Below are 14,693 nucleotides of genomic sequence, written 5' to 3' on the forward strand. Positions count from 1 at the left end.
TTGTTCCACGCATGCGGATGCCCGGTCGGTGGCCCGATCGGCTCCAACCCGACCGCCCTCTTCAGCGGCGCGTACGCGACGTACGCGCGGCAGGAGGGACACCGCTCGCGGCATGGATGCCTGAGCGAAGGCAGTGGTCCCGCGCCATCCGGCCGACCGAGGCCGGCCCCCGTACGAACCCGTACGACGGCGCGGTACGACCCCCTTCGCCGCCTCATGCCGCGTCTCACAGAAGAGGCAAGATTCTGTCTACGTTCCGAGACCTCGGGATTCTCCCCGAGACCGCCGAAGCCCTTGAGGCCGTCGGCATCGTTTCCCCCTTCCCCATCCAGGAGATGACGCTCCCGGTGGCCCTCTCCGGCTCCGACGTCATCGGCCAGGCCAAGACCGGCACCGGCAAGACCCTGGGCTTCGGGCTCCCCCTGCTGGAGCGCGTCACCGTCCCCGCGGACGTCGAGGCGGGCCGCGCCGCGGCCGGGGAGCTGACCGAGGCGCCGCAGGCCCTCGTGGTCGTCCCCACCCGCGAGCTGTGCCAGCAGGTCACCAACGACCTGCTGACCGCCGGCAAGGTCCGTAACGTCCGGGTGCTGTCGATCTACGGCGGCCGTGCGTACGAGCCGCAGGTCGAGGCGCTGAAGAAGGGCGTCGACGTCGTCGTCGGCACCCCCGGCCGCCTGCTCGACCTGGCCGGCCAGCGCAAGCTGAACCTCTCCCACGTCAAGGCCCTCGTCCTGGACGAGGCCGACGAGATGCTGGACCTGGGCTTCCTGCCCGACGTCGAGCGGATCATCAACATGCTGCCGGCCAAGCGCCAGACGATGCTGTTCTCGGCCACGATGCCGGGCGCGGTCATCGGCCTGGCCCGCCGGTACATGTCGCAGCCCACGCACATCCGCGCCACCTCGCCGGACGACGAGGGCGCGACCGTCGCCAACATCACCCAGCACGTCTTCCGCGCGCACTCCCTGGACAAGCCGGAGATGGTCGCCCGCATCCTCCAGGCCGACGGCCGCGGACTGGCGATGATCTTCTGCCGCACCAAGCGCACCGCCGCCGACATCGCCGACCAGCTCTCCCGGCGCGGCTTCGCCTCCGGCGCGGTCCACGGCGACCTGGGCCAGGGCGCCCGCGAGCAGGCGCTGCGTGCCTTCCGCAACGGCAAGGTGGACGTACTGGTCTGCACCGACGTCGCCGCCCGCGGCATCGACGTCGAGGGTGTGACGCACGTCATCAACTACCAGTCGCCGGAAGACGAGAAGACCTATCTGCACCGCATCGGCCGTACGGGCCGCGCGGGCGCCAAGGGCACCGCCGTCACGCTCGTCGACTGGGACGACATCCCGCGCTGGCAGCTCATCAACAAGGCGCTGGACCTGCCGTTCAGCGACCCGGAGGAGACCTACTCCACCTCCGGTCACCTCTACGAGCTCCTCAACATCCCCCAGGGCACGACCGGCGTCCTGCCGCGCGCCGAGCGCACCCGGGCCGGGCTGGCCGCCGAGGAGATCGAGGACCTGGGCGAGACCGGCGGCCGGGGCCGCGGACCGCGCAGGCAGGCCGCCGCGCCCGTCGAGGAGCGCCCGGCGCACACCCGCACGCCGCGCCGTCGCCGCCGTACGCGGGGCGGGGCGCCGGTGGACGGCCAGGCCGCCGCACAGCAGACTTCCGTGACCGGGGCCCAGGCGGGTGCCAGGGCCGCCGAGTCCGTGGACACGGCGGGGGGCAGCGGCCCGGCCGTCGGTACGGGCGGGGGTACGGGTACGGACGCTGCCGCCGAACCGCGCCAGCCGCGCCGTCGCCGCCGGACCCGTGGCGGCTCCCACGGCACCGGCGCGGGCTCCCGGAACGCGGCGTCCACGGCCACGGCCGGGACGTCCTCCTCCGTACCCGCCGTCGAAGCGCCGGCCGCGGAGCCGGTGACCGCCGAGGCCGCCGTCGCCGCGAGCACGTCCGCCGTCGACACCTCCCCCGTCGACGCGTCCGCTGTCGCTGTTGACGCGTCCGCCGGGGCCGGCGAGGCACCGGCCAAGCCGCGCCGTACGCGCAAGACGGCTGCCGCCAAGGCCGCCGAGGCAGCGGAAGCCGCCACCGACGTCGCCGAGGGCATCCAGCCCACCACCGACGAAGCACCGGCCGCCAAGCCCCGCCGGACACGCAAGACCGCAGCGGCCAAGGCCACCGAGGGTGCCGAGACCGCCGAGGCGACCACGGACGAGGCACCGGCCACCAAGCCGCGCCGCACCCGTAAGACCGCGGCGGCCAAGGTCACCGAGGGTGCCGAGACCACCGAGGCAACCGCGGACGAGGCCCCGGCCAAGCCGCGCCGCACGCGCAAGACGGCTGCCGCCAAGGCCGCCGAGGCAGCGGAAGCCGCCACCGACGTCGCCGAGGGCATCCAGCCCACCACCGACGAAGCACCGGCCGCCAAGCCCCGCCGGACACGCAAGACCGCAGCGGCCAAGGCCACCGAGACCGCCGAGGCGACCACGGACGAGGCACCGGCCACCAAGCCGCGCCGCACCCGTAAGACCGCAGCGGCCAAGGCCACCGAGGGTGCCGGGACCGCCGAGGCGACCACGGAAGAGGCACCGGCCACCAAGCCGCGCCGCACGCGCAAGACCGCCGCCGCCAAGGCCACCGAGGGTACTGACGCGGCGGACGCGGCCGTGGACACCGCCGAGGGCGCACAGGACGCTCCCGCCAAGCCGCGCCGTACGCGTAAGGCCACCGCCACGTCGACCGCCGCACCGGCCAAGGCCGCCAAGACCACCAAGTCGGCCAAGACCACCGCATCGGCGAAGACCGCCAAGTCGGCCAAGGCAGCCAAGGCGACCGAGGCCGGGACCGCGGCCGAGGGCACGGCTCCGCAGGTGGGCGAGGGTGACGGCGAGGCCAAGCCCGTGCGTCGCCGGCGTACCCGCGCCACGGCCGCCACCGCCCCCGAGGTCACGCCGGAAGGCTGAGAAGTCAGGCACGGCCTCGACCCGGCTGTACGACGGCCCGGCACCGCTCCCCGCGGTGCCGGGCCGTCGGCGTACGCAGGCCGCCCGCGCGTACCCCGGGCCGCCGGGAAACGAGGGGCCAGGCCCGCCGCCGCACCGTTCGACGGCCCGCCGTACGGCCGATGGCCCGCCGTACCGTTCATATGACGACCGCGCCGGGTGGGATTCGGGGTGTGGCGGATAGCCTCGGTGCCATGAGCAGGCCGCCCACTCTCACTCTGCCCCCGTGCGCCCGCGCGTACCGACTCCGCACCGCGCGCGGCGAGTTCGCCATCCACGACGCGCGCCCCGAGCGCCCCCCGCTCGGCACCGCGCTGCTCGTGCCGGGTTTCACCGGCAGCAAGGAGGACTTCATCGGCCTCCTGGAACCGCTGGCCGCCGCCGGATTCCGTACGGTCGCGGTGGACGGCCGCGGGCAGCACGAGACGCCCGGGCCGCGCGAGGAGTCCGCCTACACCCAGGACGAGCTGGCGCGGGACGTGCTGGCACAGGCCCGGGCGATCGGCGGGTCCGGTCCGGTGCATCTGCTCGGGCACTCGCTCGGCGGTCTGCTGGTGCGCGCCGCCGTGCTCCTGGATCCGGCGCCCTTCCGTTCGCTGACGGTCCTCAGCTCCGGCCCCGCCGCCATCGTCAGCGCGCAGCAGGACCGCGTACGGGCGCTCATCGACGCGCTCGGCCGGGTGGACATGCAGACGGTGTGGGACGCCATGCGGCGGCTCGACCCGCCGGAGGCCGCGGACGCCACCACCCCGCCGGACGTCGCGGAGTTCCTGCACCGCCGCTGGATGAACACCGTGCCCGAGCAACTGGTCGCCGGCGGGCGGCAGATGATCGGGGAGCCGGACCGGGTCGCGGAGCTGGCCGCCGTACCGCTGCCCAAGCATGTGATCTCCGGGGCGTTCGACTACGCCTGGCCGGTGCCGCAGATGGACGAGATGGCCGAGCGGCTGTCCGCCCGCCGGACCGTCGTCCCGGGCACCGAGCACTCCCCCAACGCGGACCGCCCGGCCGAGACGGCGGCGGCCCTTGCGGCCTTCTGGCACGAGGTCGGCTAGCGAACGTCCCCGTGGAAACGCCCTCATAGGACCGCTGTAGGAACGCCCGGCGCACCGGGACGGTCGCCGTCAGCCGATCTCCGTCAGCCGACGCCGATCCGCCGGGCCAGCACCTGTCCCGGCCAGGTCTCGACCAGGAAGCGGTCGGTGGGGGCGAAACCGTTGCGCTCGTAGAACGCGACCAGTTCGCCTCCGCCGCCCGCCCAGCAGTCCACCCGCAGCAGTTCCACCCCGGCCCGCCGGGTCTCCTCGGCGGCATGGGCCAGCAGCGCCGCCCCGATGCCCCGGCCGGCGTACCGCCGGTGGGAGACCAGCAGCCGGACGTACCGCTCGGGTTCCCCGGCCACCGCGATCGGCATCTGCGGGCTGGGCCCGGAGTCCAGCACCAGCGCTCCGGCCGGTGTTCCGTCCAGCTCCGCGATGTAGGGGGTGTTCTCGGTCGTGTAGCGCTCGACCCGCGCCGCCCCGTCGGGCTTTTGCGAGAACGGGACGGTGCCCCACTGCTCGGTGTTGCCACGGGCGTTCATCCAGGCCACCGCGGAGTCGAGCATGTCCAAAATGACCGGTGCGTCGGCCGGGCTGCCCGGTCTGATCCGTATGCCGTCTGTGGTGTTGTTCACGGCGGCAGCATAGGCGGCGCCGAATCGGCCACCGCCGGCTCGGCCACCGCTGAAGCGGCCACCGCCGGGCCGGGCACTGCCGTACGGGCCCCGGCGACCCGCGCCCGTACGAAGACGGCGCCGGTGCCCGGACCCGGCCCTCCCAAGGGAGGAGGACGTCGCTGCGCAGCCCTCCTGAAAGAGGTCGCCGCTCACTCCCCGGAGAGGAAATCGGTGCCCAGCCCCCCGACGGAGTACTGGTCATAGATGTCGAGCAGATCCTCGCCCTCCGGGAGTTCCAGCGTCTCGGTCTCCTGGCAGACGACGGCGGTGAGCGCCGTCAGCGCGCGCAGGGCGGGCCATTCCCCGGGCCCGGCGAAGACGGCCGGCGGCGAGTCCAGTACGGAACGCGCCACCCTCTCGGCTTCGGGCAGCAGACCGGCCGGTACGGTGCTCAGCGCGACGAGAACCCCTTGCTCCCGCGCACGGAACACCTCGGGGCGCGGGGACCGCGGGCATTCCCCGGCGGCCTGCGTCAGCGAGAGCCGGAGGGATTCGGCCGCCGCACGGCCGGGCTCGTCGTCTTCGAGGTGGACCATCCCCAGGGCCGGCACCGTCCGGCAGCCCCGCACCACCTCCCGGCGGGTGGCGGCGTCCGCCCCGAGCCAGGAGGCGGGGACACCGGTCCGTACGAAGCAGGCCGCCGCCGTCTCCTCCGCCCGCGTCGCGTCGGCACCGTCGACGGCGAGCAGGGTCAGCCGCGGGTGCGGACCGGTCCGGCTCCAGTGGAGCAGCCACAGCGTCGGGGGAGGAGTCACGGAGGTCACTTCACACACAGCTCCTTCTGGTGCTTGAGGTATTCGGTGTTGAAGTTGTACACGTCCGAGGTGATCTTCTTGGAGCCGCCCGCGATCATGAACTCACCGACCGCCTTGTAGTGGTGGCACGCCCCGTGCGGCGCCCAGTTGGCCACGGCGCGGGCCTTGGCCTGGTTCGTACCGCTCTTGTAGCCGGTGCTGCCGATCTTCTCCCATCCCCACCAGCGGGAACGGTAGAGGCTCACACGAATGGAGTACTTGGGCACCCGCGTCTTGCACTTGAGGTCGGCGTGGACGTTGACCACGTGCGGGTTGGTGTGCGACTTGTGCGGACGGTCCACCGTGGCGCCGCAGCCCCAGGGGTTGGCACCGACGGCCTCCGCCGTGCCGGCGCCGAGCACAAGCTGTGCCGCGCAGACCGCCACCACCGCGGCCCCGGCGGCTATTCGTCGTGTTGCGGGCATCTTTCCTCCTGAAATGTCGTACGTGTCCCCCTGGCCATGACCGTAAGGGCGAGCGGCGGCCGACGGGTCCCGGCGACGGCCGCGGCGCAGCGCCCCACAGCACGCCGGAGCAGGCTAGAAAGGGCCGGAGCAGCACATCAGAGCAGGTCAGAGCAGGTCAAGGCGCTTCGGGACGACCGCCGGGCGTGACCGGCCGACGGCTCTCAGTACTGCGCCCGTACGTGTTCCCAGAAGCCGTCGCGCAGCGCGCGGCGCAGGTCGGCGTGGCCGCGCAGCGAGTGGCGCAGCAGGGCCTCCGCCGCCGTCAGCAGTTCCTGGTCGACGGTGCCCGGCAGATAGGGGTGACCGGGCAGCAGGTCGGCCACCCACTCCCGGCCGCGCTCGGCCAGCCACTGGGCCGCGACCCGGGCGCCGACGAAGCGCACCTCCTCGCGGGCGGGCACCGGTCCGCCGTCGGCCGCGGCCGGGTCCACCGCGTCGAACGCGGCGCGCCGGCTCACGTACGGCTTGCAGAACTCCAGGTCGAACGTGCGCTGGCTGTCGACCTCCCACAGCAGCGGCTCGGCCTGGTTGCGGCCACCGAGCGCCTCGATGCCCCACAGGTGCACCCGGGCGCCGTAGCCCTGCGCGGCCTCCACCGCCGAGACCAGGTCCTCGTCCCCGCCGATGAGGACGGCGTCGCTGATCGCCCGGTGCCGGGCCAGCGACTCCAGGTCCGAGCGGATCAGGGAGTCGACGCCCTTCTGCTGGTTGTTGGCGTTGAGGTTGCCGAGTCTGACCTTGACGTCGGGCAGTTCGGCGACGCGCTGCTGCTCGGCGGTGTGGATGCGCCGGCGGGCTCCGTCGTACCAGTAGACGCGCAGCAGTCTGCTGTCCGGGAAGAGGGTGCGCGCCTTGTCGATGAACGCCTCGATGAGCCCTTCGGCGTCCAGTTCGAAGGCCCGGCGGTCCTCCGTGCCGGCGACCAGCCGGCCGGCCGCGGCGTAGACGTAGCCCGCGTCCACGAAGGCCGCGTGGGTGGAAGGGGTGGTGGCGACCTCGGCGAGCACGCGGGTGAGCAGTTCGTTGGTCCGTTCGATGCCGGCGACTACGGCGGCGAGGTCGGTGAGGCCCGTGGGCTGGACGTCGTTCATACGGGCTCCATTGTCCGGGCGGGCACTCGGCCGGCACAACCGGTCCCGCCGCGAGGACGGGGGGCTCAGGGTTGAAGGGCCTGGAGTGAGGGAGCGCGCGAGCGCGCGGCGGGCCGGTCCAGGTGTCTGCGCTCAGCAGTACTTAGACGGCCGAAAAATTTCTTTAGCGTAGGGAATGATTGCAGTCAGCATGTCGTTGTACCCATCAGGAACGCCTGGCAGAGAGGCCACGCGCGCCGCAACCATCACAAAGTTCTCCAATGGAGGATCAGACGAAGGGAGAAGCCATGCGCTTCGAGATCATGCGACTGGACGATGTCGACGGCACCGCCGTGGACAGCACGGTCGTGGACGCCGCCTCCGTCAAGCAGATCGTGCAGCAGGCCGCAGCGGTCGGCCAGCGCATCTACATCCGCCCGGCCGATACCGCGGCCCGCTAGGTCCGCCGGGCCCGGCCCTGCCGCGGGCCGTCGGGCCCGCCCTTGAACGCGAAGCGCCCCCGCGCCGCACCGGAGTCACGGACTCCAGTGCCGTACGGGGGCGCTTGGCGCATATGCGGCCAGTACCGGCACCGGTGTCGGAGCCGGAGCCGGTATAAGCACGGGTACGGGTACGAGCTGTACGGGTACGGGCCGTACGGGTCAGGACGCGTGGACGACCTGGGTGATCCCGTTGATGATCTGTTGCACCGCCAGCGCGGAGAGCATCATGCCCGCCAGCCGCGTCACCAGCACCACTCCGCCGTCCTTGATCACCCGGATGATCACCAGCGAGAAGCGCATCACCAGCCACAGCACCACGTGTATCGCGGCGATCGCCGTCCACACCGAAAGCTGGTCACCGAGGCCGTGCGCGTGCTGCACGGCCAGGATCACCGAGACGATCGCGCCGGGGCCCGCCAGCAGCGGCATGCCCAGCGGCACCAGCGCCACGTTGACGTCCTTGGTCTGCGTCGGCTCCTCCGACTTGCCGGTCAGCAGGTCCAGGGCGACCAGCAGGAGCAGCAGTCCGCCCGCGATCATCAGCGCCGGCGTGGAGATGTGCAGATAGTCCAGGATCTGCCGGCCGCAGATGCCGAAGACGGCGATGACGCAGAAGGCGACGAGGGCGGCCTGACCGGCCATCTTGCGCTGCACCTTGGCGGCGCGGCCGGAGGTCAGCGCGAGGAAGATCGGGGTGATCCCCGGGGGATCCATGATCACGAAAAGCGTGAGGAAGAGGGAGCCGAAGACAGCGAAGTCGAACACGGTGATGGCCTTGCCGAGTGGTGCGGGTGGAGAAGGTGGATGAAGTCGAGGGAGAGGAGGAAGGGAGTGAAGAGGGGCGGGGTAGGGAAGGAGAGGGGGGACGAGGGCAGGCGAGGACGGGGGAAGACACGGACGGCCGGGCGCGGGTGTGCGGGTTCGCGCGGCTCGGGCGTACGTCATCGGGCTGTACGGACCCGAAGGGGGAACGCGAGGACACGCGGAAGCGGCGGTACCGAAGGCGGTACGGCCACCGGCTGCGCCGAGGCGACCGGGCCGGTCAGCCGCCCGCGCCGGGAACGGGGAAGGCGCCGGTGGCACGGCGCACGATCTCGCCGTATATCTCCGGGTCGGTGGTGTATTCACCGAGCCGGCAGGTCTTGCGGCTGCCGTGGTAGTCGCTGGAGCCGGTGGTCAGCAGGTCCAGGTCGGCGGCGAGCGCGCGCAGCCGGGCGCGGGCCGGCCCGTCGTGGTCCATGTGATCGGTCTCGACACCGTCGAGTCCGGCGGCGGCCAGCTCGGCCAGCGCGCTCTCGGGCACGCACCGGCCGCGCTTGCGCGCCAGCGGGTGCGCGAGGACGGTGACCCCGCCGGCGGCCTTGACCAGCCGGATGGCGTCGAAGGGGTCCAGCTCGTGCTTGCTCACGTACGCCCGGCCGTCGTTGCCGAGCCACTGGGCGGTGAAGGCGTCCGAGACGGTCGGTACGACGCCGAGGTCGACCAGGGCGGTGGCGATGTGCGGTCGCCCGACGGCGCCGTCGCCCGCGATCCGCGCCACCTGCTCCCAGGTGATGGGCACGCCCAGCTCGCGCAGTTTGGTGACCATGGCCTGGGCACGGGGCACCCGGTCGTCCCGTACGAGTTCCCGCTCGCGCGCGAGGTCGGGCTCGCGCGGGTCGAACAGGTACGCCAGCAGGTGGAGGCCGATTCCGTCGTCGTCGCCCGCTGCGGGCGTCGCGTCGCTCGCCGCACCGCTCGCCCCGGACACCGCCGGACGCAGCCGGCAGGACAGTTCGGCGCCGGTGACCAGCGTCAGCCCCGGCGGCAGTGCGGCCATCGCCTCGGCGTGGCCGCCGACCGTGTCGTGATCGGTCAGCGCGACCACGTCCAGCCCTTGGGCCGCGGCGTTACGGACCAGTTCGGCGGGGGTGTCCGTACCGTCCGACGCGGTGGAGTGGGTGTGCAGATCGATGCGCACGACGCTGACTCCATACTGCTCGCGGATGCGGACGGGGGACGTCAGCAGGATACCGGCCGCTCGAACATGCTCCCGTCAGCCACATGTGCACCGGTCGCCCCATGCGCACCATCGGCGCGGCGTGCTCCACCCAAGGGCATGCTCCGTCCCACGGGGTACCCAGGACGCGGGTCACGCCGAGGACGACGACACGCACAAGACAGAAGCCGCTCGAAAGACTCGAAGGACTCGAAGGACTCGAAAGAAAAGAGAAGCCGCTAGGACAGAATGCGCGGTGACAGCGCTCCGCACGGCAGCAGATCCACTTCGGCGCCCGCGTCCCGCAGGTCGGTCAGCACCATCTCGTCGTACATCAGCAGCCCGGACTCCGCCGGCCACACCACCGCCCACAGCCACAGCCCACGCGCCTCCCCCGCGAAGACGGCGCGGTCCTCGGGGGCGCCCTGGACGTGCCACAGCGGTGTCGGGCGGCCGGCGGCCAGCACTTTTGTGTGCGGCGGCCGGTCCACGCACATCTTCGGGCCGGGGTCGGGGCCGTCGATCCCCGCGTAGCGCGCGCCGAGGCCGACCCCCAATTCCTCGGCGACCAGCAGCAGTTCCCCGGGGCCGCCGAGCGGGCCGGGGCCCGAGCAGGCCACCGCCGTGGCCCGGCCGCCGCTGCGGTCGTCGCCCGCGCAGGCCACGCCCGTGAACAGCCAGCCGACCGGCAGCGGCCACGGCATCCAGACAGGGACCCGGGCGCGGTTCGCGACGACGGCGAGCGCTTCGACGCTCGGCGGGACGACCGGCTGCAGGGGGTGCACCGTGCCGTGCACTCCGCACTGCCAGGAGTCGGCAAAGAGACCGGGCGCCCGCACCCGGCCACCGCACTTCGGGCAACTGGGTTCGCCCCTCATAAGGCCCAACGGTCCTCCAGGCCCGGCGTCGCGTCAAGGACGATCACCCGTCCGGGGTGCCGTCCGCCGCACGCCGGGAAGGGCGCGCACGGCCTACGTCAGCGTGACGCCCGTACGCAGCGGGTCGCGCAGATCCGTACCCTGCTGGAGCCAGCGCTCCTGGAGCGCCGCGGCGCCGTGGACGCGCTTCCAGGCGGCCTCGTTCGGCGTCATCGGCAGCAGCGGCAGGAAGCGGACCGGGTCCATCGGCTCGTCGAGTACGAGGTCCTCGATCAGGCCGCCGGGCTCGGCGACCAGCACGGAGGTGAAGGGCGCCCCCGGCCACAGCGGCTCGCCCAGGTCCAGCGAGGCACCCGGCGCGACGACCAGCCCCTCCACCTGGGGCGAGGACGCCAGGACGGCCAGCGGCCGGAGCGCCTTGTCGGTGTCCGCCCGGCCGGCACGCAGGGTCAGGACGAGTTCCGCGCGCGGGCCGCGCAGCGGGTCGGCCACGACGACGGACAGCGGGGACGCGAAGGGGCCCGCGGCGCCGCCCGGGCCGGGGCGGCACCGGCCGGGTCCGTCATGGGCCGGGCCGACATGCCGAGCGTGGCGTAGCGCACGATGCCACCGTCGGTACCCGGCCGCTCCCCCGGCCGCCCGCCGGGCCCCGCCTCGGCCTCGGCGCCGGCACCGCCCGCGGTTTCCCAGCGCAGCACCTCGATGCGGTCGGTGCCGAGGAAGGTGACCGCGGCGCGCGCGTCCGGTGCTCCCAGGGTCGTCCGCAGCCTGGCCTCGACCAGCTCAAGAACGTCAGACATGCCGCGAGCATAAGGCCGGGCCGTCCCGGCCCTTCGCGCGCGGCGGCTCCCGTACGCATCGCGCGACGGCCCACCGCCCCACCGTAGGAGTGAAGCGGAACGCCGCAGAACGAGGCAGCGTTCGTATGGAACGGGCAAAGCGGCGCCGTAACGGTTCTGTCGGCTGATAGCCTTGCCGTCTGGTCAGGGAATGACGTCGTCCCCCAGCGGGGACCGGCCGGAGGAGGTGGGGCTGCGGTGGATCCAAGTCGACCGTGCAGTACCGACAGTTCTCCTGTCATCCCGCTCGCGTGACGACCCCCTTGATCTAGCGATCTCGGCCCAGGAACTCTCTTGATCCAAGGGCTTCCGTACCCCGCCGCCTCGCGGTGAAACCCGGGAAGTGTCCTCGCGTCGACAGCAGATGACGGTAGAGCGCCTTCGTCTCTTTGTTCCGTGTTTTCTGCGTGTTCTGCGAACTGCCGCCGGTGCCCCCGCACGGAGCGCCGCCCGCTTTGCGGACGTACGGCCGACGACGCTGCGTACGTCCACGTTCCGGGCAGCGTTTCCCCGCGCCCGCAGACCGGCGGCCGGCCCGTGAAGGAGCCTGCCATGTCGATGATCCGTGACCTGCGTGCCGCCGTCCGTCCCTCCCGGCGGCGCGAGGGTTCCCCGTACGAGTGCGAGGGTGGCCGCCGCGACGCGGCCTGTGTGAACAGCGCCATCGTGGACTGCGGCGTCTACCGCGACGGCCGCCGCGTCAGCGACCACGTCACCCCGGCCCAGGCGATGGCCAGCACGGAGGCCGAGGGCGGCTTCACCTGGGTCGGGCTGCACGAGCCCTCCGAAGCCGAATTCGCCGGTATCGCACGGGAGTTCGGACTGCACCCACTGGCCGTGGAGGACGCGGTCCACGCCCACCAGCGCCCCAAGCTGGAGCGCTACGACGACACGCTCTTCACCGTCTTCAAGACGATCCACTACGTGGAGCACGCCGAGCTGACCGCCACCAGCGAGGTCGTGGAGACCGGCGAGGTGATGTGCTTCACCGGCCGGAACTTCATCGTGACCGTACGGCACGGCGGGCAGGGCTCGCTGCGCGCGCTGCGCCACCGCCTGGAGGACGACCCGGAGCTGCTGGCCAAGGGCCCCTCCGCGGTGCTGCACGCCATCGCCGACCAGGTCGTGGACGGCTACATCGCGGTCGCGGGCGCGGTCCAGGACGACATCGACGAGGTCGAGATCGACGTCTTCAGCTCGGGCACCAACGGCAAAGGGGCCGGCGGCCGGGGCACCGCCGGCAAGGGCCCGGCGAAGGGCGGCGACGCCGGGCGGATCTACCAACTCAAGCGCGAGGTGCTGGAGTTCAAGCGCGCGGTGTCACCGCTGCTGCGGCCCATGCAGATGCTCAGCGAGCGGCCGATGCGGCTGATCGACTCCGACATCCAGAAGTACTTCCGCGATGTCGCCGACCACCTGGCACGCGTCAACGAACAGGTGCTGTCCTTCGACGACCTGCTCAACTCCATCCTCCAGGCGAACCTGGCACAGGCGGCCGTCGCGCAGAACGAGGACATGCGCAAGATCACCTCCTGGGCGGCGATCTTCGCCGTACCGACGATGATCGCCGGGATCTACGGCATGAACTTCGACTACATGCCCGAACTGAAGTGGAAGTTCGGCTACCCGCTGGTCCTGCTGGTCACGGTCGTCATCTGCTTCGGCATCCACCGCGGCTTCAAGCGCAACGGCTGGCTCTGAGCGCCGGGCACCGGAACACCGCCGGACACCGGACCACCGCCGGGCACGGGGACCACCGCGCCCCGGCGCCCCAGGGCTGCCGGGGCGCCGCCGCGGCCGGTCCGCTTCGCCCCGCCCCGTTAGGCTGACGCCCATGACGGAGACCGTGTCGCAGACGCTGCTCGATCGCGCGCTCATCGAGGAGGCCACGAAGAAGTCTGGCCTCATCTGGGTACGGGGCCCCCAGGGCCCGGCGCGCGCGCTGTGGCACGTCTGGCACGACGGCGCCGCCTGCGTCGTCGGCGACGGCACCCGTCCCGGCAGCGACGCTCCCGGCGCCCCCGGCGCGCCCTCGGACACCGGCCGCAGCGAGCAGCCCCTGGCGGACCTCGGCCTGGCCGACGGCGCCACCGCCACCGTGAGCGTACGCAGCAAGGACAAGGGCGGCCGGCTCGTCGCCTGGCCGGCCCGGGTCGTGGAACTCCTGCCGGACAGCGAGGCGTGGCAGGCGGCGGTCGAGGAGCTGAAGGGCAAGCGGCTCAACGCACCGGACGCCGAGACGATGACCGGGCGCTGGGCACGCGAATGCCGCGTACTGCGCCTGGAGCCCGCCGGCCCCGCGGCACAGCGCCCCGGCGCCATGCCCCAGGACTCCCAGGCCGCCCCGCCCCTCCCCACCCCCGCCACCACCCGGCACCCGATCCCGGCCGCCCTCCCCAAACTGCTCCGCCGCACCCGCAAGCGCTGAACCTTCTGAACCCGGCGGTCCGGAGCATGGGAAGACGGGCAGTGGCTAGGGCGTTTCTGATGGATCTCCGTGGAAGACGGAGCGGTGTTCGGTGCGTGCGCTCGGCGTGCGGTGTGAAGGGTCATGTGGCGGAGCCACCTGTCCCTTTGCGCCGTGCGGCGAGGGTGCGTGCCGGGCGTCGCGAGGCCGCGGAGATCCGTCAGAAGCGCCCTAGTGCCGGCCGCCCGCGATCTGCTTGCCGTAGTCGACGACCTGGCTTTCCTGGGGGGCCTTGAGGTCTACCGGCTGTCCCCAGTCGGCGAGCTTGACGACTCCCGCGCCGCCCGCGCGGCGCAGGCGCAGGGGGTACGGGGTGCCCTCCAGGGAGACGTCCAGGGTGCCGCCCGCGCCCTGGCCCGCCAGGACGCTGATCGTGCGGGTACCGCCGAAGGTGCCGCGGTCGCCGGCCGTCAGCTTGCCGTGCAGTCCCAGGAGGCTGCCGAGCAGTACGTCCTTGTCCGTGAAGCCGCTGAACCGCCGGTAGACCGGATCGGAGGCCGGTACCTTGACGTATTTGCCGGTCAGCTTGGCCGCGGCCGTCCTGTCGCTCGGGGAGGGGTGGGCGCTCTTCTCGCGCGCCCAGAAGCCGGCGTCCGCTTTCAGGTACAGGGCGTCGTGGACGCGCAGGAGCTGGAAGGTGGCCGCCTTGGAGGAGACCTCGCCCCGGCCGCCGTCCTCGGCGAGCCGCATGTCGAGCCGGTAGGTGATGCCCTGGCTGACGACGTTGCCCGAGAGCCGTACGGTCTTCGCGGCCCGGGCCGCCGACCGCGCCTTGGCCTCGATCTTCTCGGCGGGCAGCTTCCCGACGCCGTTGGTGCCCGCGTCCGGGTCGTCCTCACCGCACCCCGTCAGCGCCGCGGTCAGCGCCACGCACAGCGCCACGGCGAGTGAGCCCGCCCGCGCGCGGCGGAGCCCGCCCGCGGGCCGTGGGCGCGTCCCTGGGGGACGGCCGGGGGAATGCAGTCACGACGGCTCTGC

Annotated in this window: 13 protein-coding genes and 1 pseudogene; 5 read left to right on the forward strand and 9 right to left on the reverse strand. The window is 72.7% G+C overall.

Annotated elements, in window-relative coordinates:
* The first annotated feature begins 335 nt into the window (after nt 1-335).
* Nucleotides 336-2,963, forward strand: coding sequence for a DEAD/DEAH box helicase (locus tag KGS77_RS11345; protein WP_242580703.1), 2,628 nt, complete (start codon nt 336-338; stop codon nt 2,961-2,963).
* A 233-nt stretch (nt 2,964-3,196) separates the two neighbouring features.
* Nucleotides 3,197-4,057 (forward strand): alpha/beta fold hydrolase, encoded by an 861-nt coding sequence (locus tag KGS77_RS11350; protein ID WP_242580705.1) that lies wholly within the window; start codon nt 3,197-3,199, stop codon nt 4,055-4,057.
* Between the two features lie 83 nt (nt 4,058-4,140).
* On the opposite strand, the gene KGS77_RS11355 is transcribed toward KGS77_RS11350, so the two are convergent.
* The 4 genes from KGS77_RS11355 to KGS77_RS11370 all read right to left on the reverse strand — a co-directional run bounded on the left by KGS77_RS11355 (nt 4,141) and on the right by KGS77_RS11370 (nt 7,071).
* Nucleotides 4,141-4,677, reverse strand: a complete 537-nt coding sequence (locus KGS77_RS11355) for a GNAT family N-acetyltransferase (protein ID WP_242580708.1) — start codon at nt 4,675-4,677, stop codon at nt 4,141-4,143.
* A gap of 191 nt (nt 4,678-4,868) precedes the next feature.
* Nucleotides 4,869-5,483, reverse strand: coding sequence for a hypothetical protein (locus KGS77_RS11360; RefSeq protein WP_242580710.1), 615 nt, complete (start codon nt 5,481-5,483; stop codon nt 4,869-4,871).
* Nucleotides 5,480-5,938 (reverse strand): hypothetical protein, encoded by a 459-nt coding sequence (locus tag KGS77_RS11365; protein WP_242580712.1) that lies wholly within the window; start codon nt 5,936-5,938, stop codon nt 5,480-5,482. The genes KGS77_RS11360 and KGS77_RS11365 overlap by 4 nt, the downstream gene beginning before the upstream one ends.
* A gap of 203 nt (nt 5,939-6,141) precedes the next feature.
* Nucleotides 6,142-7,071: an NYN domain-containing protein gene (locus tag KGS77_RS11370; protein WP_242580713.1), complete on the reverse strand. Its 930-nt coding sequence runs from the start codon at nt 7,069-7,071 to the stop codon at nt 6,142-6,144.
* 260 nt (nt 7,072-7,331) lie between these two features.
* Between KGS77_RS11370 and KGS77_RS11375 the strand changes: the two genes are divergently transcribed.
* Nucleotides 7,332-7,511, forward strand: a complete 180-nt coding sequence (locus KGS77_RS11375; protein ID WP_242587842.1) for a hypothetical protein — start codon at nt 7,332-7,334, stop codon at nt 7,509-7,511.
* Between the two features lie 201 nt (nt 7,512-7,712).
* Here the strand turns inward: KGS77_RS11375 and KGS77_RS11380 are convergent, their stop codons facing one another.
* From KGS77_RS11380 to KGS77_RS11395, 4 genes and pseudogenes are all read right to left on the reverse strand, one after another.
* Complete coding sequence (locus tag KGS77_RS11380) at nt 7,713-8,318, reverse strand: MarC family protein (protein WP_242580714.1); 606 nt, start codon at nt 8,316-8,318, stop codon at nt 7,713-7,715.
* Between the two features lie 277 nt (nt 8,319-8,595).
* Nucleotides 8,596-9,513: a PHP domain-containing protein gene (locus KGS77_RS11385; RefSeq protein ID WP_242580715.1), complete on the reverse strand. Its 918-nt coding sequence runs from the start codon at nt 9,511-9,513 to the stop codon at nt 8,596-8,598.
* A gap of 257 nt (nt 9,514-9,770) precedes the next feature.
* Nucleotides 9,771-10,409 (reverse strand): DUF6758 family protein, encoded by a 639-nt coding sequence (locus KGS77_RS11390; protein ID WP_242580716.1) that lies wholly within the window; start codon nt 10,407-10,409, stop codon nt 9,771-9,773.
* A 93-nt stretch (nt 10,410-10,502) separates the two neighbouring features.
* Nucleotides 10,503-11,209: pseudogene (locus KGS77_RS11395) on the reverse strand (suppressor of fused domain protein).
* 591 nt (nt 11,210-11,800) lie between these two features.
* Between KGS77_RS11395 and KGS77_RS11400 the strand changes: the two are divergent.
* Together KGS77_RS11400 and KGS77_RS11405 are read left to right on the forward strand one after the other, a co-directional pair.
* Complete coding sequence (locus KGS77_RS11400; protein WP_242580717.1) at nt 11,801-12,949, forward strand: magnesium and cobalt transport protein CorA; 1,149 nt, start codon at nt 11,801-11,803, stop codon at nt 12,947-12,949.
* 133 nt (nt 12,950-13,082) lie between these two features.
* Nucleotides 13,083-13,676 (forward strand): hypothetical protein, encoded by a 594-nt coding sequence (locus KGS77_RS11405; RefSeq protein WP_242580718.1) that lies wholly within the window; start codon nt 13,083-13,085, stop codon nt 13,674-13,676.
* Between the two features lie 210 nt (nt 13,677-13,886).
* Here the strand turns inward: KGS77_RS11405 and KGS77_RS11410 are convergent, their stop codons facing one another.
* Nucleotides 13,887-14,585, reverse strand: coding sequence for a hypothetical protein (locus tag KGS77_RS11410; RefSeq protein WP_347404468.1), 699 nt, complete (start codon nt 14,583-14,585; stop codon nt 13,887-13,889).
* Nucleotides 14,586-14,693: the final 108 nt, after the last annotated feature.

Source organism: Streptomyces sp. MST-110588, from assembly GCF_022695595.1.
Lineage (GTDB): Bacteria > Actinomycetota > Actinomycetes > Streptomycetales > Streptomycetaceae > Streptomyces.

Coding starts and splice junctions, on each gene's coding strand:
- KGS77_RS11345 (WP_242580703.1), top strand. CDS start 336: ATGACGCTCCCGGTGGCCCTCTCCGGCTCCGACGTCATCGGCCAGGCC.
- KGS77_RS11350 (WP_242580705.1), top strand. CDS start 3,197: ATGAGCAGGCCGCCCACTCTCACTCTGCCCCCGTGCGCCCGCGCGTAC.
- KGS77_RS11365 (WP_242580712.1), bottom strand. CDS start 5,938: ATGCCCGCAACACGACGAATAGCCGCCGGGGCCGCGGTGGTGGCGGTC.
- KGS77_RS11370 (WP_242580713.1), bottom strand. CDS start 7,071: ATGAACGACGTCCAGCCCACGGGCCTCACCGACCTCGCCGCCGTAGTC.
- KGS77_RS11375 (WP_242587842.1), top strand. CDS start 7,332: ATGGAGGATCAGACGAAGGGAGAAGCCATGCGCTTCGAGATCATGCGA.
- KGS77_RS11390 (WP_242580716.1), bottom strand. CDS start 10,409: ATGAGGGGCGAACCCAGTTGCCCGAAGTGCGGTGGCCGGGTGCGGGCG.
- KGS77_RS11400 (WP_242580717.1), top strand. CDS start 11,801: ATGTCGATGATCCGTGACCTGCGTGCCGCCGTCCGTCCCTCCCGGCGG.
- KGS77_RS11405 (WP_242580718.1), top strand. CDS start 13,083: ATGACGGAGACCGTGTCGCAGACGCTGCTCGATCGCGCGCTCATCGAG.